The following is an 18,580-nucleotide window of genomic DNA, read 5'->3' as shown; positions in this document are numbered from 1 at the left end:
ATCGAGAACTACCACCTCCTGCGCCGCCTGTGGCGCGAGCCCGTGGTCAACTGGCAGGGCGAGCACCGCACCCCGCTCCAGGGCTACACCTCCACCCCGGCCCCGCTCGACGGCGTCCCGCCGTTCGTGTGGCACGGCTCCATCCGCTCCGTGCAGATCGCCGAGCAGGCCGCCTTCTACGGCGACGGCTTCTTCCACAACAACATCTTCTGGAACAAGGAGCACACCGCGAAGATGGTGGACATCTACCGCCGTCGCTTCGCCGCCTACGGCCACGGCCAGGCGGATCAGGCCATCGTCGGCCTCGGCGGCCAGGTGTTCATCGGTGAGACCGAGCAGCAGGCCAAGGACTTCTTCCGCCCCTACTTCGACAACGCCCCGGTCTACGGTCACGGCCCCTCCATGGAGGAGTTCACCGACATGACCCCGCTGACCGTCGGCACCGTCGAGCAGGTCATCGACCGCACCATGGAGTTCGCGGACTGGGTCGGCGACTACCAGCGCCAGCTCTTCCTCATCGACCACGCCGGCCTGCCGCTGGAGGTGGTCCTCGACCAGATCGAGATCCTGGGCACCCAGGTCGTCCCCGAGCTGCGCCGCCGCATGGAGGTCCGCCGCCCGGATCACGTGCCCTCGGATCCGCCGACGCACGCCACCCTGGCCGAGAACCGCACCTCCCCCCACTTCCTGGTCAACCCGGGCGAGGAGGCCAAGTAATGCGCACCCTCACCGTCATCTCCGCCGGGCTGTCCACACCCTCTACCACCCGCCAGGTGGCCGAGCAGATCGCCGCGGCCACCACGGCAGCCGTTTCCGCCCGCGGCGAAGAGGTCCAGGTCACCGTCATCGAACTGCGTGAACTGGTCAATGACCTCGGCCGCGCACTGACCACCGGCATGTCCTCGACCGCCCTCGATGAGGCCAAGGAGCGCGTCTCAGCCTCCGACGGCCTCATCGTGGCCACCCCGGTGTTCAAGGCCAGCTACTCGGGCCTGTTCAAGACGTTCTTCGACGTCCTCGACGCCGACGCCCTCAACGGCATGCCCGTCATCATCGCCGCCACCGCCGGCACCGCGCGCCACTCCCTGGTGCTCGACTTCGCCCTCCGCCCCCTGCTGACGTACATGCGCGCCTTCGTCGTGCCCACCGGCGTGTTCGCCGCCACCGACGACTTCGGTTCCGAGGAGGGCATGCTTCTCGACGCCCGCGTCAACCGCGCCGCCGCCGAACTCGCCGACCAGATGGTCGCCTCCGCCAGCGTCGGCGGCCTCGGAGGGGTCACCGCCACCGGCCAGGCCGCCCACCGCCGCACCGGCGTGGACCCGGAGGAGAACCTCGTGCCCTTCTCCCAGCTGCTGCGCGGCCACGACGGCATGTGACCCCAGTTACACTGGGACGCATGTCTCCCAGCGTGCGCGACCTCTTCAGCATCGGCATCGGCCCGTCATCGTCCCACACTGTGGGGCCGATGCGGGCCGCTGCCGCGTTCGTCGACAAGCACGGGCGCCCCGAGCACATCGACATCACCCTCCGCGGCTCGCTGGCCGCCACCGGCATCGGCCACGGCACCGACCGCGCCATCCTCCTCGGGCTGCTCGGCCACACCCCCGACAACGCCCCGGAGGACCCGCCGCTGGGCTCGCTCATCGACCCCACCGGCACATTCGACGGGCTGAGCTACGCCTTCACCTTCGACCCCGAGCCCGCGCCCGAACACCCCAACTGCGTGGAGTTCTCCGCCGACGGTGCGAAGGAGTCCTACTTCTCGGTGGGCGGCGGATTCATCGCCACCCGCGAGGACCTCGACGCTGAACCCGAGGAGCAGCTGGTCCCCTACCCCTTTGACTCCGGCGCTAAGCTCCTCGCCCACTGTGCCCGCGAGGAGCTGAACTTCTCCCAGGTCATGGCCGCCAATGAAGGGGACGTCGATAAGCATCTCGACGAGGTCTGGCAGGTCATGCAGGACTGCGTGCAACGGGGCCTGACCACCACCGGCCTGCTGCCCGGATCCCTCGGTGTCGTCCGCCGCGCGCCGGGCCTGCAGGAGCAACTCGCCGCCGGCGGCTCCGGCGCCGGGCTGGAAGCCATGGAGTGGGTCAACCTGTGGGCCCTGGCCGTCAACGAGGAGAACGCCGCCGGCGGCCGCGTGGTCACCGCCCCCACCAATGGCGCGGCCGGCATCATCCCCGCCACCATGCACTACGCCCGGGAGTTCCTCACAGGTTTTGACGACGCCGCCGCCCGCCGTTTCCTGCACACTGCCGGGGCCGTGGGGATGATCATCAAGCACAACGCGTCGATCTCCGGGGCCGAGGTCGGCTGCCAGGGCGAGGTCGGATCGGCCGCCGCCATGGCCGCCGCCGGGCTGTGCGAGTTCCTCGGCGGCACCCCGGCCCAGGTGGAGAACGCCGCCGAGATCGCCCTCGAGCACAACCTGGGCCTGACCTGCGACCCCGTCGGCGGGCTGGTGCAGATCCCGTGCATCGAGCGCAACGCCATCGGCGCGGTCAAGGCCATCAACGCCGCCCGCCTCGCCTGGCGCGGCTCCGGCACCAACCGGGTGAGCCTCGACGAGGTCATCGCCACCATGGCCGATACCGGCCGGGACATGATGAGCAAATACAAGGAGACCTCCACCGGCGGGCTGGCCGTCAACCTCGGCCTGCCCGTGGCACTCACGGAATGCTGAGGCCTACCATGGCTCCATGCATGTCGACGCCGCGTTCCTCGCCCCCACCCCGCTTATCGACGCCACCCACCCCGACATCACCGCCCTCGCCACGTCCCTGACCGGTCCCACCCCAACAAAGACCGTGCGGGCGATCTTCGCCTTCGTCCGCGACCGCATCACCCACCCGGCTGATACCGGCAGCACCTCCGTGACGGCGACAGCCTCCGAGACCCTGCGGGCCGGCGAGGGCGACTGCCACCACCAGGCCGCCCTGCTCGTCGCCCTCTACCGCGCGGCCGGGATCCCCGCCGCACTGCGCTACCAGGAGGTTCTCGACGACACCGGCCAGACGGTCCTCCACGGGATCGCCACCGTGTGGGCGCCGTATCTCTCGGAGACCGGCGGGTACATTCTCGTCGACCCCCGCTACCCGGAAGGCGATCCCCGGCATTCCGGCCACGAGTGGCAGACCCGCGCCCTGCAGCCGCCTTTCGAGCGCAACCTGCCGGAGCGGCACGCCGACGTACCGACGGAGATCGCCGGCGTCGAACCGGAGCCGAGATGATCGCCCGCACCGTCGCCACCGCTGGCCTGGCCACCCTGGGCATCTTCCAGGCGGGCCTGGCCGCCGGCCGCCCCTGGGGTGCGGCCTCCTACGGCGGGGCTCACCCCGGTGTTCTGCCCCGGAATCTGAGGATCACCAGCGCCGTCGCCGCCCCCGTGTACCTGGTGGCAGCCACCTCAGTCGGGGCGGGCGTGCGCACCGGATTGGGGCCGGTGGCGCTGGTGATGGCAGTGGCGACAGTCCCCAACGCCCTCTCCCCCTCGCGGGCGGAAAAGCTCTGGTCCCCGGTCTGTGCCGCCGTCGCGTGGGCGGCGTGGAGCATGCTGCGCCGGTCTTAGTTCAGGCGGCGCCCGAGGTCGGCGACGACGGCGTCGAGGGCCACATCCGACTGGGTGTGCTCGCCCAGGTCTTTGAGTGCCACGGTGCCGTTGGCCAGCTCGTTCTCGCCGAGGACCAGGGCAAAGCGGGCGCCGGCGCGGTCGGCACCCTTCATCGCACCCTTGAGGCCGCGGTCGCCGTAGGCCATGTCGGCGGAGATGCCGGCGCCGCGCAGCTCGTTGATGAGCAGCGCCATGACCTTCTTGGCCTCGGCACCCAGGGCCACGCCGTAGACGTCGACGCGACGCTCGACGCCGTCGAGGACCACGCCCTCGGCCTCCAGGGCCAGGACGGTGCGGTCGACGCCGAGGCCGTAGCCGATGCCGGAGAGGTCCTGGCCGCCGAGCTGGGCCATGAGGCCGTCGTAACGCCCGCCGCCGCCGATGCCGGACTGGGCGCCCAGGCCGTCGTGGACGAACTCGAAGCAGGTCTTGGTGTAGTAGTCGAGGCCGCGGACCATGCGGGGGTTGATGACATAGGGGACGGCCATGTCGTCGAGAAGCCCGGTGACGGTCTCGAAGTGCTCGCGGGCCTCCGCCGAGAGGTGGTCGAGCATGAGTGGGGCGTCGGCGGTCATCTCGCGGACTTCGGGGCGCTTGTCGTCGAGCACGCGCAGGGGGTTGAGCTCGGCGCGCTGGCGGGTCTCCTCGTCCAGCGGCAGGGCGAAGAGGAACTCCTGCAGCTTGGCGCGGTAGGCCGGCCGGCAGGTGTCATCGCCCAGGGAGGTGAGCTCGAGGCGGAAGTCTGTGAGCCCCAGGGAGCGGTAGCAGCGGTCGGCGAGGGCGACGACCTCGGCGTCGAGGGCCGGGTCATCGACGCCGATGGCCTCGACGCCCACCTGCTGGAGCTGGCGGTAGCGGCCGGCCTGGGGGCGCTCATAACGGAAGAAGGGGCCGGCGTAGTTGAGCTTGACGGGCAGCTGGCCGCGGTCGAGGTTGTGCTCGATGACCGCGCGCATGACACCGGCGGTGCCCTCGGGGCGCAGGGTGACGGAGCGGTCACCGCGGTCGGCGAAGGTGTACATCTCCTTGCTCACCACGTCGGTGGACTCGCCGACGCCGCGGGCGAACAGGGCGGTGTCCTCGAAGACCGGCAGCTCGATGTGCTGGAAGCCCGCGAGGTGGGCCTGGTGGATGAAGGTGTCGCGGACCTTCAGGAACACCGGGGAGGCCGGCGGGATGTAGTCCGGCACGCCCTTGGGCGCGGACAGGGCGGCAAACTTCTTCTTCTCGGTCACGGGAAAATACCTTACCTACCGGCCCAGCTGGAGCAGGAACGGGTTCGTCTGGCGCTCGGCACGCATGGTGGTGGCGGGGCCGTGGCCGGGGAACAACTGCAGGGTGTCCGCCAGCTCCCACACCGGCCCGCGCAGGGAGGCGTCCATGTCCTCCGGCGAGGAGGTCGGGAAATCGGTGCGTCCGATGGCACCCTTGAACAGCACGTCACCGGTAAAGCAGATCTCGTCGTGGACGAGCAGCACTGATCCGGGTGAGTGACCCGGGGCGTGGACGGTGCGGAATTCGACACCGGCCAGGGACACGGTGCCGGCATCGGCGAGCGGGCGCAGGTCGGCGATGGGCACCAAGTTCTCCACGTCGAAGAGCACGCGCGACTGCGGCATGATCCCCTCCGGCTGGAGCATGAACTCATCGGCCGGGTGGAGGTGAACGGGAACATCGAATCGCTTCGCCAGATCACCGGCCTCCCGGGTGTGGTCGATATGCCCGTGGGTGCACACGATCTCGCTGAGTTCCGCGCCGGTATCCTCGAGCAGGGCGATGACCTGCTTTGAGGCGTGCATGCCGGGATCGACGACACCGGCCTTCCCCTCGTTGATGATGACGAAGGTGTTGGTCTGATAGGGGCCGGCGGCGAATCCGTGAAGCTGCATACCGGAGAGTCTAGCCCGCGGGCTGGAACTCGTGGACGTGGAAGCTCACGGTGTCCGAGGGGCTGTCGGCTCCGGTGGGCAGGGCGATGAAGGGCAGGTGGCAGTCGTCGATGAGCATCCACCCGTGGCGGAGCTGCTTGTCGTCGGCGGTCTCCCCCACCTCGTCGCGCAGCGAGGCCTCCACCGTGGTCGAGCCCTGGAACTCGACGATGTAGCGTCCCTCCCCGCAGCCGGGTTGGCCGGCCGGGAACCAGGTCTCTCCGGGGCCGAGGATGATCTGCGGGAGGTAGCCGCGCCACACCTCGATCTCCCCCTCCCAGCTCCGCATATGCTCGAAGGTCTCATCGCCGGAGCCGAAGCCGTCCGCCACCGCCGGAGCCTTCCCCGAGGCGACCTGGTTGAGCTTCGCCCCGGCGAGCGGATCGACGGGTGTCGGCGCTTCGGTCGTCTCGGTGACGGCAGTGTCCGCATCCGCCGCCGCGTCGGCCGCCTCCGGGCCCTTGACTCCCAGGAAGACGGCCGCGATGATGCCGGCGATGATGAGGACGATGGCGGTGAGAATGGCCACCAGGTTTCTGCGCTCCGAACGGGTCATGCCTGTCATCATGACAGAGATGGCAAAGCCCCGACCAACCGTGCTGGTGGCCGGGGCTTGAGGGGAAAAGTCTAGGACAGGGCGTTGACGGCGGCGTCGTAATCCGGCTCGTCGGTGATCTCGTCGACCAGCTGGGTGTAGACGACCTTGCCGCCTTCGTCCGCGACGATCACGGCGCGGGCCAGCAGGCCCTGCAGCGGGGAACCCTGCAGGGTGAGGCCGTAATCCTCGCCGAAGGAGGAGCGGAAGGCGGAACCGGTGGTGACGTTGTCGATCCCCTCGGCGGAGCAGAAGCGGGCGTGCGCGAAGGGCAGGTCCTGGGACACGCCGAGGACGACGGTGTTGTCGAGGGAGGTGGCGCGCTCGTTGAACTCGCGGACGGAAGCCGCGCACACGCCGGTGTCCAGCGAGGGGAAGATGTTGAGCACGACGCGCTTGCCGGCGACATCGGCCGGGGTGATCTCCGACAGGTCGCTGCCGACGAGGGTGAAGTCGGGGAGCTGATCGCCGACGGCCGGCAGCTCGCCGGAGGTGGAGGTGGACTCGTTTTTGAAGGTGACGTTTGCCATGCCCCCACAATAGAGATCTCCACCACACCCTGCCACGGTGCACCACCGCTTGAGCCCGCCGGTTAGACTGACTGACCGTACATGTCCGACGATGTCAGGAGAAGTCCCCGGTGACCGACAACAGGAAACGCGGCGAGGATGCCCTCGCCCAGCTCGACCGCGAGCTGAAGTCCCGCGACCGTGCGGAGAAGTCCCGTCCGCTGAAGATCGGCGCCGCCGCGGCCGTGGTGATCCTGGCGATTGTCGCCGGCATCTGGTTCCTCGCCACCCGCGACACCGAGGGGGAGATCACCGCCGAGGACGAGTCCACCGCCACCACGACGGAGGCTCCCGAGATGGAGCCGCTGACCATGGCCCGCGCCGAGGCCCTGCCCGCCACCGTGACCTGTGAGTACCCGGAGGGCGGCGACGCCTCCCGCGAGGTCTCCACCCCCGCCACGGACGACATCTCCACCGAGGGCACCGCCACCGTCACCCTCACCACCAACCAGGGCCCGATCGGCATGGAGCTCGACCGCTCCGTGGCCCCCTGCACCGTCAACGTCATCGAGCACCTCGCCTCCGAGGGCTACTACGACGACACCGTCTGCCACCGCCTGACCACCTCCGGCATCCACGTGCTGCAGTGCGGCGATCCCTCCGGCTCCGGTGCCGGCGGCCCGGGCTTCCAGTTCGCCAACGAGTACCCCACCGATGAGCTCGACGGCCCGGCGTCCTCCCCGGTGATCTACCCGCGCGGTTCCATCGCCATGGCCAACGCGGGCCCGGACACCAACGGTTCGCAGTTCTTCCTCAACTACGACGACTCCCCGCTGGCTCCCGACTACACCTACTTCGGTCAGATCTCCGCCGAGGGCCTGGAGACCCTCGACGCCATCGCCGCGGCCGGTGCCGAAGGCGGTGCCGCCGATGGCGCCCCCGCCGAGGAGGTCCGCATCGAGACCGCTGACGTGGAGTAATTCGCTTATCGACGTCCCCCTCCACCCCGCCCGCGCACCCCTCCACAGGTGCGTGGGCGGGCCCTTTTCTCACCCCGTGAGCAATCGTGACTATTCGTGACCAAACTGTTGCACCCCGGCTGAACGACATATAGAGTGTGGACTGTTCATACGTTCTTCCACACCTCCAAGGAACGGGTATCCCATGAAGCTTCTCTCCCGCAAGGCCATCGCCGCCGTTGCCACCACCGTCGCCCTGACCACCGCAGGCCTGTCCGCCCCGGCTTTCGCTCAGGTGTCCTCCACCCCGGATAACAATGTCATCGTGCTGGCTCAGGATGAACCCGGCGAGGGCGAGGGCGACACCGAGACCCCGGAGGCTCCGGCCGAGGAGGGCTCCAGCTTCGCCGGTTCCTCCGAGGACATGGAGGCCAAGGAGATCCGTGAGTGGGTCGGTGTCTTCACCGCCGTCATCGGTGCTCTCTCCGCTGCCTTCGTCTTCGTGCAGCGTCTCGGCAACTAGTATCGGCGCTTCGCGCTGACATTCCGCAGGCCGCCCACCCCGTCACGGGGTGGGCGGCCTGCGTCGTTGTCGGGGGATCAGCGCCCGGCGACCCCGCGCAGCACCTCCGGGTCGAAGGGTTGGCCCGTGCGGATGACCGACATGGTGCCCACCGGTTCCAGCACCATCGCCTGGACCTGGGTGATGGACCCGAGACCGGCGCGGCGCACGGCGGTGAGGACGTCGGTGCGGCTGAGGTGGGCGTGGCGCATGGCGTCGACAAGCATCTGACCCTCGTGGACGACGAGGACGGGTCGGCGACTCAGCGCCTTGCCCCACCCCGTGAAGCGGCGGAGCGTGCCGAAGGCCGCCTCCAGGCACATGAGGGTGGTCAGGCCGAGGAGTCCGGCGACCAGGGTCGGCGGATGACCGAGGATGACGCGGCCGGCGACGGCGCCGAACATGATGACGATGACGGCGTCGGAAGCGGTCATCGCCAGCAGCACCCGGGATCCGAAGAGTTTCGCCAGGAGCATGAAACCCAGGTAGATGCCCGTGGCGGTGAGGATGATGACGGGGATGCGCCAGGGTTCGATGAGCAGTTCGTCAAGGTAACGGTCCACGCTGTCCACCGTAGTCCCGGAACGTGCCACGGCCGGGCACCGCGGTGAAGCGGTGCCCGGCCGGAGGAGTTTTTCGGGAGCTTAGCGGGAGCTGCCGAAGGAGGAGAGGGAGGAAGCAGAGGACAGGGAGGACGCGGAGGAGACACCGGAGCCGGAGGGCTGCTGCGGGGTGGTGGCCCCGGTCAGCGCGATGACGACCTCGGTGCCGGCGTCAGTGGTGAGGACCAGCTCGGTCGCGTCAGCCGGCAGGGCGATCGTGACGGTGGCGGTGCCGTGCTCGCCCAGGCCGGTGGCGATGCCGGAGAAGTCGTTGTTCACGTCGGCGGTGACGCTCTCCCCACCGGCGGTGACGGTCACGGTGGTGGCCTGGGTCTCGCCCTCCGAGGAGTAGCTCAGGGACGCCAGGTCGAGGGTGACGGTCTGGCCGGGCTTCAGCTCGCCGTCGGTGACGGTCACGGCCACATCGGACTGTGCGGTGCGTGGGGTGATCGACTCGTTGGCCTTGAGGTAATCGATGAGTGCCTGGACGTCCATGTAGCCGACGAGCAGGAGGTCGCGGACATCGGCGGGGTTGATGAGGCTGTCGCCGCCCTCGAAGAGGAAGGTGGAGGCGGCGACGCGGTAGTCACGGGCCGGGTCGATCGGCTCGCCGTGGAGGCGGGCGTCGATGATGCGCTCACCCTGCGGGGCGGCGGGATCGTAGCTGTAGGTCAGGCCCTCGGACACACCGAGTGCCAGGCGTGGACGATCGCCCGTGGTCTTCCACTGGTTCTCCAGGGTGGAGATGATGGCCTGGCCGTTCATGGTGGCCACGGAGACCTCGTTGCCGAAGGGCTGGATGGTGACCACGTCGGCGTAGGTGACGTCGCCGGCCGGGAGGTCGGCGCGGACACCGCCGGCGTTCATGAAGCCGATCTCAATCTCCTGGTCGATGGCGGCGACCAGGGAGGCGCGCTGGGCCTCGGCGATGAGGTGGTTGAGCGTGGACTCGACACCGCGGTTGGAACCGGTGGCGGAGGCGTGGTTGGAACCGCGGTAGAAGGAGTTGTCCAGGGACGCGATGACCTGCTGCCCGATGACATCGGACTGTGCCTTGGCCTCGGCGACGACGGCGGCGACCGCAGCATCCGGGGTGGCTCCGGTGGCCTGGGCGGCAGCCAGGTCGTACTGCTCGATGCGGACGGACTCGATTTCCCGGGTGGCGGTGTTGAAGGTGAAGTCGACGTCGGTGAGGATCTTGCCGTACTCCAGGGACTGGGCGTAAGGCACCGGTGCGGCGTCGTTGGCGTACTGCAGGTGGGAGTCACCGCCGAAGAGGAAGTCGACGTACTCGGCGTCGAAGCCCGGGGCGAAGACCTCCGCGTCCTCGTGGAAGAGGGAGATGACGACGTCAGCCTCGCCGGAATCCTTGAGACGTTGCGCCTCGGCGTTGGTCTCGGCGACCGGATCACGGAAGTCGAGGCCGGTGATGGCGGCCGGGGAGACCTTCTGGACGGTCGAGGTGGCCACGGTACCCACGAAGCCGATCTTCACTCCGTTACGCTCGAGGACGACGGACGGCGGAAGCAGGTGGGTGCCGTCTGCCTTGTACACGTTGGCGCCGAGGATCGGGAACGCGGAGTTGGGGACGATGCGGTTCATCAGGTCGTCCTGGCCCTGGTCGAACTCGTGGTTGCCCACAGCCGAGGCGTCGACACCGGCGGCGTTGAGGAAGTCGATGGTGTACTCGTCGTTGGTGATCGCCGAGATGAAGGCGGTGCCACCGACGTTGTCACCGGAGGTGGTGAAAACGTTCTCCGGGCCGTTGATGTGGTTGTTCAGGCCGGCGAGCAGCGCCGCACCCATCTCCTTGTTGAACTCGTCCTGCTCCAGGCGGCCGTGGAAGTCGGTGATGTTGGAGACGGAGAACTCCACGGTGGTCTGGGCGTGAACCGCCGGGGCGAGGGTGAAGGCGAGGGCGGTGGTGGTCGTGGCGGCGAGGACACGGCCTATGCGACGAAGAGACACGGAACAGCTCCTGGAGTGCGATGTCAGGGATGGGCAACAGCTCCAGTTCTATCCCCTGCCGGGGCGAGCTTCTCGACGTCCCCCGCCCTCCCCCTGCGGCTTCATCCCTACTCCGCCGAGAATTCACCTCCCCGTCACCCGCCGTGGTCTGACAATTCACCACCGTCACGGTGGCTTAAGAAAAGGCCACCCCCACAAGTGTGAGCACTCGTGGGGGTGGTGTGACGGATGGTTCTTAGGCCGTGACGCGGTAGACGTCGAACACGCCCTCCGTGTTGCGCAGCGTGGTCAGCAGCTGACCCAGCTGCTTCGTGTCCGAGACGGAAAAGGTCAGACGCACGGTGGCGATGTGGTCATCCGAGGCGTGCGAGTTCATCGACATCACCGACAGCTTCTGCTCGCTGAACACCCGGGTGATCTCGAAGAGCAGCCCCTGGCGGTCGAGGGCCTCCACCTGCAGGGTGGCGGCGAAAGCACCGCCGGGCACGCCGGCGGCGGCCCAGGAGACGTTGATGAGGCGCTCGGGTTCCTCCCGCAGCTTCTCGGTGTTGGTGCAGTCGGCGCGGTGGACGGACACTCCCCCGCCGCGGGTGACGAAACCGAAGATCTCATCACCGGGAACCGGCTGGCAGCACTTGGCCATTTTCGCCATGACATCCGGGCTGCCCTCGACGAGCACCCCGGTGCCGGACTCGGAATCCTTGGCCTGGGCGCGCGAGGAGATGATCTCGGAGATCGGGGTGCGGGCGGCCAGGGCGTCAACGGCGTCGTCCTGATCGCCGAAGGCGGCCATGAGCTGGTTCGCCACGTGTTGGGCCGAGACGCTGCCGGCACCGATGGCGGTGTAGAGGGCATCGACATCCGGGTAGTGCAGCTGCGTGGCCACCGTCTTCATCGACTGCGCGGTGAACAGACGGTGCAGCGGCAGGCCACCACGCTGGACCTCGGCGGCCAGGGCGTCGCGGCCGGCGTCGAGATGTTCTTCCCGACGTTCCTTGGCGAACCACTGCCGGATCTTCGCCTTCGCGCGCGGCGAGACGACGAACGCCTGCCAGTCCTGCGAGGGCCCGGCGTTCTGGTCCTTGGAGGTGAACACCTCGACGCGGTCACCGGATTTCAGCGCCGATTCCAGGGCCACGAGCTTGCCGTTGACCTTGGCGCCGATGCAGCGGTGGCCGACCTCGGTGTGCACGGCGTAGGCGAAGTCCACCGGGGTCGACTCGGCCGGCAGGTTGACCACGTCCCCCTTGGGGGTGAACACGAAGATCTGCTTGGCGGTGAGGTCGTAGCGCAGGGAGTCGAGGAACTCGTTGGGGTCCGCGGCCTCCTTCTGCCAGTCGAGGAGCTGACGCATCCACGCCATCTGGTCGACCTCGTCGCGGTCGCCCTTGTGGGATCCCTTTGTCTCCTTGTAGCGCCAGTGCGCGGCGACGCCGAACTCTGCGTTGTAGTGCATCTCATGGGTGCGCACCTGCACCTCCAGCGGGCGGCCCTGCAGGGCCATGACCGTGGTGTGCAGCGACTGGTAGACGCCGAAACGCGGTGAGGAGATGTAGTCCTTGAACCGACCCGGCAGCGCCGAGTACAGGGAGTGCACCACGCCGATCGCGGCGTAGCAGTTGTTGACGTTGTCGACGAGGATGCGGATGCCCACCAGGTCGAAGATCTCGTCGAAGTCGCGGCCGCGGACGATCATCTTCTGATAGATCGACCAGTAGTGCTTCGGCCGACCCATGACCTCGGCCTCGATGTTGTTCTCCCGCAGCGCCGAGGTCACCTGGGTGACGATCTCCTTGAGCGCGCGGTCACGCGAGGGTGCCCGGTCGGCGACGAGTCGGACGATCTCGTCGTACTTCTTCGGGTAGAGGATGGCGAAAGAGAGATCCTCCAGCTCCCATTTCACACTCGCCATGCCGAGACGGTGGGCCAGCGGGGCGATGACCTCGAGGGTCTGGCGGGCCTTTTTGGCCTGCTTCTCCGGGGGCAGAAAGCGCATCGTGCGCATGTTGTGGAGGCGGTCGGCCACCTTGATCACCAGCACGCGCGGATCCTGGGCCATGGCGACGATCATCTTGCGGATGGTCTCGGCCTCCGCCGCCGCACCGAGAGCCACCTTGTCCAGTTTGGTCACCCCGTCGACCAGACGCGCGACCTCCGCACCGAAATCATCGGTGAGCTGGTCCAGGGAGTAGTCGGTGTCCTCCACCGTGTCGTGCAGCAGCGCGGCGACGAGCGTGGTGGTGTCCATGCCGATCTCCGCGGCGATGGTGGCCACCGCCAGCGGATGGGTGATGTAGGGGTCCCCGGACTTGCGGAACACCCCCTCGTGGAGGGTCTCTGCGAGATTGTAGGCGCGGGAGAGCAGCTCGGCATCCGCCCGCGGATGGAACTGCCGGTGGATGGACAGCATCGGGTCGAGCACCGGGTTCGTCTTCGCCCGGGTGCCGGTGAGCGACCGTGCCAGCCGCGCCGACATGCCGCGCACGCCGACATTGGAACGGGGGCGAGAACGCTCGGTCATTCGTTGATCACCACCAGCGGCAGATCCGACAGGCGCTGGCGTCCACCGAGCTCGGCCACCTCCAGGACGACGACATTGCCCACGACCTCGCCACCGCAGTGCTCGATGAGTTTGCGGGCGGCGACGAGGGTGCCGCCGGTGGCCAAAACGTCGTCGACGAGCACGATCTTCACACCCTCGAGCTCATGGCCGTCCTCGGGCACCTCCAGGGCGGCGTTGCCGTACTCGAGGGAGTAGGACTCGGTGACCACCGGGGGCGGCAGCTTGCCCTTCTTGCGGATCGCCAGGATGCCCAGACCCAGCTTGTAGGCCACGGCCGAGCCGAGGAGGAAGCCGCGGGCGTCGAGGCCGCCGATCATGTCGGCGCCGAGTTCGACGCAGGCGTCGGCAAGCTCATCGACGACGATCTGGAACGCATCCGCATCCGCGAGCACCGGGGTGAGATCCTCGAAGAGGATCCCCTCCTCCGGCCAGTCCTGCACGTAGCGGATCCGGGCGGCGAGCGCCTCGCGGGCGCTGCCGTACTTATTCATCTGCGTTCGCTCCAGCACCGTCGTCCTCGCTCAGCCATCTGTCCATGTTCCAGCCGATACCGGCCAGACCTGTGTACACCACTACGTTACCCACTGTGCGGTCGATCACGAATCGGCGGGGTTGAGCCGACAGGGGGATGCTGGGAACCGTCTCCCACAGGCCCTCCTCCCGCTCCCGCAGAAAGGGCAGGGAGTTCGACCGTGCCGAGGCCGCGCCGAACTCCGCCATCGGGTCCACCGCCATGAGCACGGCGTCGAGTGCGCCCTCGACATAGACCTGCTCGCCCCACTCGCCGGTCCCCAGACGGGTGATATCAGCCAGGGTCCCGCCGGCCTCCGAGGCATCGATGACGGTGATGCCGGCCTCCTCGCAGGAGACCCGGATCGCCTCGACCATGGCGGCCTTGCGCTCGTCAGGTCCGGCGTAGCCGATGCGCACGGTCGACCCTGCGATGCCCTGGGCGCGCGGGATGTCGGTCCCCAGCTGGCGTTCCCCAATCTCCGCCAGCTGCAGGGCCAGCGGATCGTGGTGGGGCAGGGTGTGCAGGCCCACCGGCGGGACCTCCACGCCGGCCACGCGCGACGACGCCTCCGCGACCGCCCGGTGGTCCACACACGCGGCGAAAGCCTGGCGCGACCACGGACTGGCGAACACGCCCTGATCGCCGAGCATGAGGGTGTCGGTGAGATCTCCGACCACCGGGGAGACATCCAGGGTGTTGGTCGGCTCATCCCGGTTCACCCACGTCGCCTCGCCGTCACGCACGTCGGCGATCCGCAGCGCGCCGGTCTCCACCAGGTGTCGGGGATCCGTGCCCCGCGGCCACACGACGATGGTGTCCAGGTTGGGCTGGTCACCGTAGTAGTGCTCGTTCGGGACCAGGACCACCTCCCCGTCCTCCCCCACCCGGTCGATGACGAAGGGCCCGGAGGAGACCTGGAGCTCAGGGTCGAAGGTGGCCAGATCGAAGCCGTCGCGCCACACGGGGGCGACGGCGGCGAGGGTGACCACGTCATCCGCAACAAGGGCGGTATGCAGTTCCTCCATGCTCACCCCGGCCTTGGCCGCAACGGCGTGCGCCGGCAGGACCGTACCGGGGCCGAAGAGATGACGCCACCGACCGCCCGAATCCTCGTCGAAGACCACCGTGAAGCGCTTCTGCCCCGGCTCGCAGTCGAGGCGCAGCACCTCCGCGGTCTGCGGCAGGTGGGAGTCGAAAAGCCCGGCGTGCACGCCGGCCTTATGGTGGAGGAGGAAGTCGGTGCAGGTGACCGGGGTGCCATCGGAGTAGGAGGCGTCCTCGGCGAGGGTGTAGATCACCTGCCGGTTGGCCCCGGGAAGCACCTGCGTCTGCACGAGGTCGGTGTTGGGGATCATCTGCCCCGAGGGGCCGGGCACGAACACGGCCGGGTACAGGCGCCCCGCCAGGGCCTCGGTGTTGGATGAGGTGCCCACGAGCGAGGCCGCATTGGAGGTCACGAGCGGGGTGTCGAGCAGGTATCCGAAGTGGTCGGTACTGGCCTGCCCGGGCTCTGGCGGATCGGCAGAATCCCCGCCGCCGTCGGAACACGCCGTCAGCAGGCCGGCCCCCAGGAGTAGTGCCGTCGCGGCGGCCACCGCCCTGGCCCCGAGTCTCTTGTGCATCGACACGACCCCGCCTTTCCTACTCCCCCGGCCCACGCCAGCAGCACCGGATGTTGATCGGTCCAGTATAGGCGCTTGGCCGGGCCACGAACTCTTATCGACGATCCGGGCGCCAGGTGCTGCCCACGCCCGGGGTCATCGGGCCGGCACCGGGGGTCTCCGGTCCCGCGACATGGCGCTTGGGGGCGGCGTCGGCGAGCGGGCGGTCGGTGTCCTCACCGCTGAGCTTGCCCGCGCGGTAGTCCGCCACCTCCTGGTTGTGCGCCTTGGTGTCCTTCCGGCGGTTCATCAGGCCCACGAGAATCGGGGTGGCCAGGAAGATGGAGGAGAAGATGCCTTCGATGACACCGATGAGCTGGATGAGCGCCAGGTCCTTGAGCGTGCCGACGCCCATGAGCCACACGGCGACAATCATCAGGGCGATGATCGGCAGCGCCGAGATGACCGAGGTGGAGATCGAACGCATGACGGTCTGGTTGACCGCCAGGTTGGCCTCCTCCCCGTAGGTGGAGCGCCGGGAGTTGAGGTATCCGGCGGTGTTCTCCCGCACCTTGTCGAAGACGATGACGGTGTCGTAGATGGAGAACGACAACACGGTGAGCAGGCCGATGACCGACGCCGGGGACACCTCGAAGCCGAAGAGGGCGTAGATGCCGGCGATGATGATGCCGTCGACGAGCAGGGCGATCATCGCCGCCGCCGCCATCTCCTTCTCCAGGCGGAAGGCGATGTAGAGGAAGGCGAGGCCGAGGAACACGGCCATCGCGATGAGCATGCGCTGGGTGATCGTGGATCCCCAGGACTCGGAGACCGTGGAGTCACCGATCGCGTCCGGGGAGGGCTGGCCCTGCGCATCGAGGGGCTGGTGCTCCTCGTAGATGGCCGCGCGGGCGCTGTCGACCTGCTCGGTGGTCAGTCGCTCGGAGTTGATCTCCAGGGTGCGGGATTCACCGGCGCCGACGATCTGGGTGATCTCCGGGGTGATCCCGGTGGCCTCGATGAAGGTCTCCTCGACCTCCTCGACCACCAGCTCACCGGCCGGCATGTTCATCTTGGTGCCGCCCTCGAAGTCGATGCTCAGGTCGAAACCACGGATGCCGATGGCCGCCACGGAAATGACCAGCAGGGCGGCGGTGATCCAGTACCACAGGCGCGAGCGCCCGATGAAGTCGACGCCGCCCTCACCGGTGTAGAGACGATTGAAAGTGCTGGTGCTCATCTACTTCTCCTCCGGGGTGACGGTGGCTGCCTGGGTCTCGGCTGCTTGACGACGATTGCGCTCGGCCAGCGCGAACACCTGGCCCATGCCGTTGACGGCCGGCTTGGCGAAGAACGGCTTGCGCGCCGCCAGCAGCATGAGCGGTGCGGTGACCAGGAAGGTGACCAACAGGTCGAAGACGGTGGTCAGGCCCAGGGTGAAGGCGAAGCCCTTGACCTCACCGACGGCGAGGAAGTAGATCACCACGGCACCGATGAGGGTGACCATGTTGCCGGTGACGATGGTGCGCTTGGCGCGTTCCCAACCGTGCTGCGCGGCCGAACGGAAGGTGCGGCCCTCGCGGACCTCGTCCTTGACGCGCTCGTAGAACACGACGAAGGAGTCGGCGGTGGTGCCGATACCGATGATGAGGCCGGCGACGCCGGACAGGTCCAGCGAGTAGCCGATCCAGCGGCCCAGCAGGATGAGCGAGCCGTAGACCAGGACACCCGCGGTGAACAGGGTGATCAGGGAGATGACGCCGAAGAGCCGGTAGTAGGCGAACACGAAGATGGCCACGAGGATGATGCCCACGACACCGGCGATGAGGCCCGCCTGCAGCGAGGCCGCACCGAGGGAGGCCGGGACCGACTGGGCGGTGCCACCGGGCTCGCCGTCCTCACCGGCAAACGACAGCGGCAGCGCGCCGTAGCGCAGGTTGTTGGCCAGCTCGGCGGCCGATTCCTGGGTGAAGTTACCGGTGATCGAGGTCGCCGAACCGTAGGGGGTGGCCGACTGGATGACCGGCGCGGAGATGACCCGGGAGTCCAGGGTGATGGCCACCTGCTGCTGCAGGTAGTCGCGGGTGAGATCCGCCCAGGTCTGGGAACCGGAGTTCGCGCCGTCGGTCTTGAAGGCGAAGCTGATCTCCATCTGGCCCGAATCCGGGTTGAAACCACCGGTGATGGGACGATCGGTGTCGATCTCATTACCCGTCAGACGGGCACCGTTCTCGTCGGCGACCCCGGACAGCAGCGGCGCGGGATCGAGGAGGTACACCTGGCCGGTGCCCGGCTCACAGGTCACCAGCGGCAGGTGCGGTTCATCGGAACCGGCGAGCTGATCGGTCGGGCCGTCACAGCGCAGCAGGGTGCTGGCGGCGGCCTGCACGGTCGGGTCAGTCGACTGACGGTCGGTGCGCAGCTGCTCCGTGATCTCCTGGCGGCGCTCCGTGGACTCGATGGAGTTCGCCGGCTCCGGCAGCGGGGTGGCCGTAACCTCCGGCGCCTCCACCGGGTCGGTGCCCTCCGGCTGCTGATTGTTCACCGCGTCGATGACGGTGGTGATCGACGACTCGGCCTGCTCGGCGGTGATGATGCCCAATTCCACCCAGCGGTTGGCCATATCCCCCAGCGTCTCGTCGAGCGAGCCCATGTCCGGGTTGGCCGGGACGGCGACCGGGCGGAACAGCAGCTGGGAGGTCTGGCCGACGGCGCGGGCCTCCGAGGTGTCCTCGCCGGGCACCGTGATGACGAGCGTGTTGCCGTCCGTGACCACACTGGCACCGGAGACACCCATGCCGTTGACACGGTTTTCCAGGATGGTCCGAGCCTGGGACAGCTGATCCTGCGTCGGTTCCTGACCCTGCGGCACCAGGGTCACGCGCGTTCCACCCTGCAGGTCGATGCCCAGTCGGGGGCTGGCCTGGCGGTCACCGGTGAATAGCACCAGCGCCCACACCACGGCCACGATCAGGGCAAACAGCGCCAGGGCACGCTTCGGCCAGGCCCTCTGGGTCCCTGCCTTCTCGCGTCGGGTTGTGACGGACAATGAACGGTCTCCATCTTTGTCTCTACATCTCCCACCTGCCCGGCCCTTAAGGCGGCAGGTGCACAACCGATCATGCTACGTCATCAGACACCGGGAGTCCGAGTGTGACCCCGC

18 protein-coding genes are annotated in these 18,580 nt (G+C 68.3%); 7 read left to right on the top strand and 11 right to left on the bottom strand.

Annotated elements, in window-relative coordinates:
* The 5 genes from Q4F73_RS03715 to Q4F73_RS03695 all read left to right on the top strand — a co-directional run.
* Window positions 1-717, top strand: a 717-nt coding sequence (locus Q4F73_RS03715) for an LLM class flavin-dependent oxidoreductase (RefSeq protein WP_303358005.1), incomplete at its 5' end; no start/stop codon positions are given.
* Window positions 717-1,379, top strand: a complete 663-nt coding sequence (locus Q4F73_RS03710) for an FMN reductase (RefSeq protein ID WP_303358004.1) — start codon at window positions 717-719, stop codon at window positions 1,377-1,379. The genes Q4F73_RS03715 and Q4F73_RS03710, both read left to right, overlap by 1 nt.
* Window positions 1,380-1,399: 20 nt before the next feature.
* Complete coding sequence (locus tag Q4F73_RS03705; protein WP_303358003.1) at window positions 1,400-2,689, top strand: L-serine ammonia-lyase; 1,290 nt, start codon at window positions 1,400-1,402, stop codon at window positions 2,687-2,689.
* Window positions 2,690-2,705: 16 nt separating this feature from the next.
* Window positions 2,706-3,236, top strand: coding sequence for a transglutaminase family protein (locus Q4F73_RS03700; RefSeq protein WP_303358002.1), 531 nt, complete (start codon window positions 2,706-2,708; stop codon window positions 3,234-3,236).
* Complete coding sequence (locus tag Q4F73_RS03695) at window positions 3,233-3,574, top strand: hypothetical protein (RefSeq protein ID WP_303358001.1); 342 nt, start codon at window positions 3,233-3,235, stop codon at window positions 3,572-3,574. Before Q4F73_RS03700 ends, Q4F73_RS03695 begins: the two co-directional genes overlap by 4 nt.
* Here the strand turns inward: Q4F73_RS03695 and hisS are convergent.
* From hisS to tpx, 4 genes are all read right to left on the bottom strand, one after another.
* Window positions 3,571-4,851, bottom strand: coding sequence for a histidine--tRNA ligase (gene hisS / locus Q4F73_RS03690; RefSeq protein WP_303358000.1), 1,281 nt, complete (start codon window positions 4,849-4,851; stop codon window positions 3,571-3,573). The genes Q4F73_RS03695 and hisS overlap by 4 nt on opposite strands.
* Window positions 4,852-4,866: 15 nt before the next feature.
* Entirely contained in the window at window positions 4,867-5,505 is a 639-nt protein-coding gene (locus Q4F73_RS03685) for an MBL fold metallo-hydrolase (RefSeq protein ID WP_303357999.1), read from the bottom strand.
* Between the two features lie 10 nt (window positions 5,506-5,515).
* The gene (locus Q4F73_RS03680; RefSeq protein WP_303357998.1) at window positions 5,516-6,100 is read right to left on the bottom strand and encodes a hypothetical protein; all 585 of its coding nucleotides are present in this window, start codon (window positions 6,098-6,100) and stop codon (window positions 5,516-5,518) included.
* Window positions 6,101-6,171: 71 nt separating this feature from the next.
* The gene (tpx, locus tag Q4F73_RS03675; RefSeq protein ID WP_303357997.1) at window positions 6,172-6,669 is read right to left on the bottom strand and encodes a thiol peroxidase; all 498 of its coding nucleotides are present in this window, start codon (window positions 6,667-6,669) and stop codon (window positions 6,172-6,174) included.
* Between the two features lie 110 nt (window positions 6,670-6,779).
* Between tpx and Q4F73_RS03670 the strand changes: the two genes are divergently transcribed.
* Window positions 6,780-7,628 carry a peptidylprolyl isomerase gene (locus Q4F73_RS03670; protein WP_303357996.1) on the top strand — a complete coding sequence of 283 codons (849 nt, stop codon included), beginning with the start codon at window positions 6,780-6,782 and terminating at the stop codon, window positions 7,626-7,628.
* Window positions 7,629-7,812: 184 nt separating this feature from the next.
* Complete coding sequence (locus Q4F73_RS03665) at window positions 7,813-8,130, top strand: hypothetical protein (RefSeq protein ID WP_303357995.1); 318 nt, start codon at window positions 7,813-7,815, stop codon at window positions 8,128-8,130.
* Between the two features lie 77 nt (window positions 8,131-8,207).
* Here the strand turns inward: Q4F73_RS03665 and Q4F73_RS03660 are convergent, their stop codons facing one another.
* The 7 genes from Q4F73_RS03660 to secD all read right to left on the bottom strand — a co-directional run bounded on the left by Q4F73_RS03660 (window position 8,208) and on the right by secD (window position 18,466).
* Window positions 8,208-8,741 (bottom strand): DUF421 domain-containing protein, encoded by a 534-nt coding sequence (locus Q4F73_RS03660; RefSeq protein ID WP_303358008.1) that lies wholly within the window; start codon window positions 8,739-8,741, stop codon window positions 8,208-8,210.
* A gap of 72 nt (window positions 8,742-8,813) precedes the next feature.
* Window positions 8,814-10,739, bottom strand: coding sequence for a bifunctional UDP-sugar hydrolase/5'-nucleotidase (locus Q4F73_RS03655; RefSeq protein WP_303357994.1), 1,926 nt, complete (start codon window positions 10,737-10,739; stop codon window positions 8,814-8,816).
* Between the two features lie 235 nt (window positions 10,740-10,974).
* Window positions 10,975-13,260: a bifunctional (p)ppGpp synthetase/guanosine-3',5'-bis(diphosphate) 3'-pyrophosphohydrolase gene (locus tag Q4F73_RS03650; protein WP_303357993.1), complete on the bottom strand. Its 2,286-nt coding sequence runs from the start codon at window positions 13,258-13,260 to the stop codon at window positions 10,975-10,977.
* On the bottom strand, window positions 13,257-13,793 hold the full coding sequence (locus tag Q4F73_RS03645; RefSeq protein WP_303357992.1) for an adenine phosphoribosyltransferase: 537 nt from the start codon (window positions 13,791-13,793) through the stop codon (window positions 13,257-13,259). The genes Q4F73_RS03650 and Q4F73_RS03645 overlap by 4 nt, the downstream gene beginning before the upstream one ends.
* The gene (locus Q4F73_RS03640; protein ID WP_303357991.1) at window positions 13,786-15,438 is read right to left on the bottom strand and encodes an ABC transporter substrate-binding protein; all 1,653 of its coding nucleotides are present in this window, start codon (window positions 15,436-15,438) and stop codon (window positions 13,786-13,788) included. Before Q4F73_RS03640 ends, Q4F73_RS03645 begins: the two co-directional genes overlap by 8 nt.
* Before the next feature lie 94 nt (window positions 15,439-15,532).
* Window positions 15,533-16,657 carry a protein translocase subunit SecF gene (gene secF, locus Q4F73_RS03635; RefSeq protein ID WP_303357990.1) on the bottom strand — a complete coding sequence of 375 codons (1,125 nt, stop codon included), beginning with the start codon at window positions 16,655-16,657 and terminating at the stop codon, window positions 15,533-15,535.
* Window positions 16,658-18,466, bottom strand: coding sequence for a protein translocase subunit SecD (gene secD / locus Q4F73_RS03630; RefSeq protein WP_303357989.1), 1,809 nt, complete (start codon window positions 18,464-18,466; stop codon window positions 16,658-16,660). It abuts the gene before it with no gap.
* Between the last annotated feature and the right edge of the window lie 114 nt (window positions 18,467-18,580).

The sequence above is a fragment of the Corynebacterium sp. genome, assembly GCF_030535495.1.
Lineage (GTDB): Bacteria > Actinomycetota > Actinomycetes > Mycobacteriales > Mycobacteriaceae > Corynebacterium.
Note: the sequence above shows the minus strand (reverse complement) of the source record. Positions and strands in the feature narration are given on the sequence as shown.

What these genes read in the sequence shown, in the direction of transcription:
- Q4F73_RS03695 (WP_303358001.1), top strand. Translation starts at nt 3,233, where the DNA reads ATGATCGCCCGCACCGTCGCCACCGCTGGCCTGGCCACCCTGGGCATC.
- Q4F73_RS03705 (WP_303358003.1), top strand. Translation starts at nt 1,400, where the DNA reads ATGTCTCCCAGCGTGCGCGACCTCTTCAGCATCGGCATCGGCCCGTCA.
- secF (WP_303357990.1), bottom strand. Translation starts at nt 16,657, where the DNA reads ATGAGCACCAGCACTTTCAATCGTCTCTACACCGGTGAGGGCGGCGTC.
- tpx (WP_303357997.1), bottom strand. Translation starts at nt 6,669, where the DNA reads ATGGCAAACGTCACCTTCAAAAACGAGTCCACCTCCACCTCCGGCGAG.
- Q4F73_RS03680 (WP_303357998.1), bottom strand. Translation starts at nt 6,100, where the DNA reads ATGACCCGTTCGGAGCGCAGAAACCTGGTGGCCATTCTCACCGCCATC.
- Q4F73_RS03650 (WP_303357993.1), bottom strand. Translation starts at nt 13,260, where the DNA reads ATGACCGAGCGTTCTCGCCCCCGTTCCAATGTCGGCGTGCGCGGCATG.
- Q4F73_RS03665 (WP_303357995.1), top strand. Translation starts at nt 7,813, where the DNA reads ATGAAGCTTCTCTCCCGCAAGGCCATCGCCGCCGTTGCCACCACCGTC.
- Q4F73_RS03685 (WP_303357999.1), bottom strand. Translation starts at nt 5,505, where the DNA reads ATGCAGCTTCACGGATTCGCCGCCGGCCCCTATCAGACCAACACCTTC.
- Q4F73_RS03710 (WP_303358004.1), top strand. Translation starts at nt 717, where the DNA reads ATGCGCACCCTCACCGTCATCTCCGCCGGGCTGTCCACACCCTCTACC.
- Q4F73_RS03700 (WP_303358002.1), top strand. Translation starts at nt 2,706, where the DNA reads ATGCATGTCGACGCCGCGTTCCTCGCCCCCACCCCGCTTATCGACGCC.
- Q4F73_RS03640 (WP_303357991.1), bottom strand. Translation starts at nt 15,438, where the DNA reads ATGCACAAGAGACTCGGGGCCAGGGCGGTGGCCGCCGCGACGGCACTA.
- Q4F73_RS03645 (WP_303357992.1), bottom strand. Translation starts at nt 13,793, where the DNA reads ATGAATAAGTACGGCAGCGCCCGCGAGGCGCTCGCCGCCCGGATCCGC.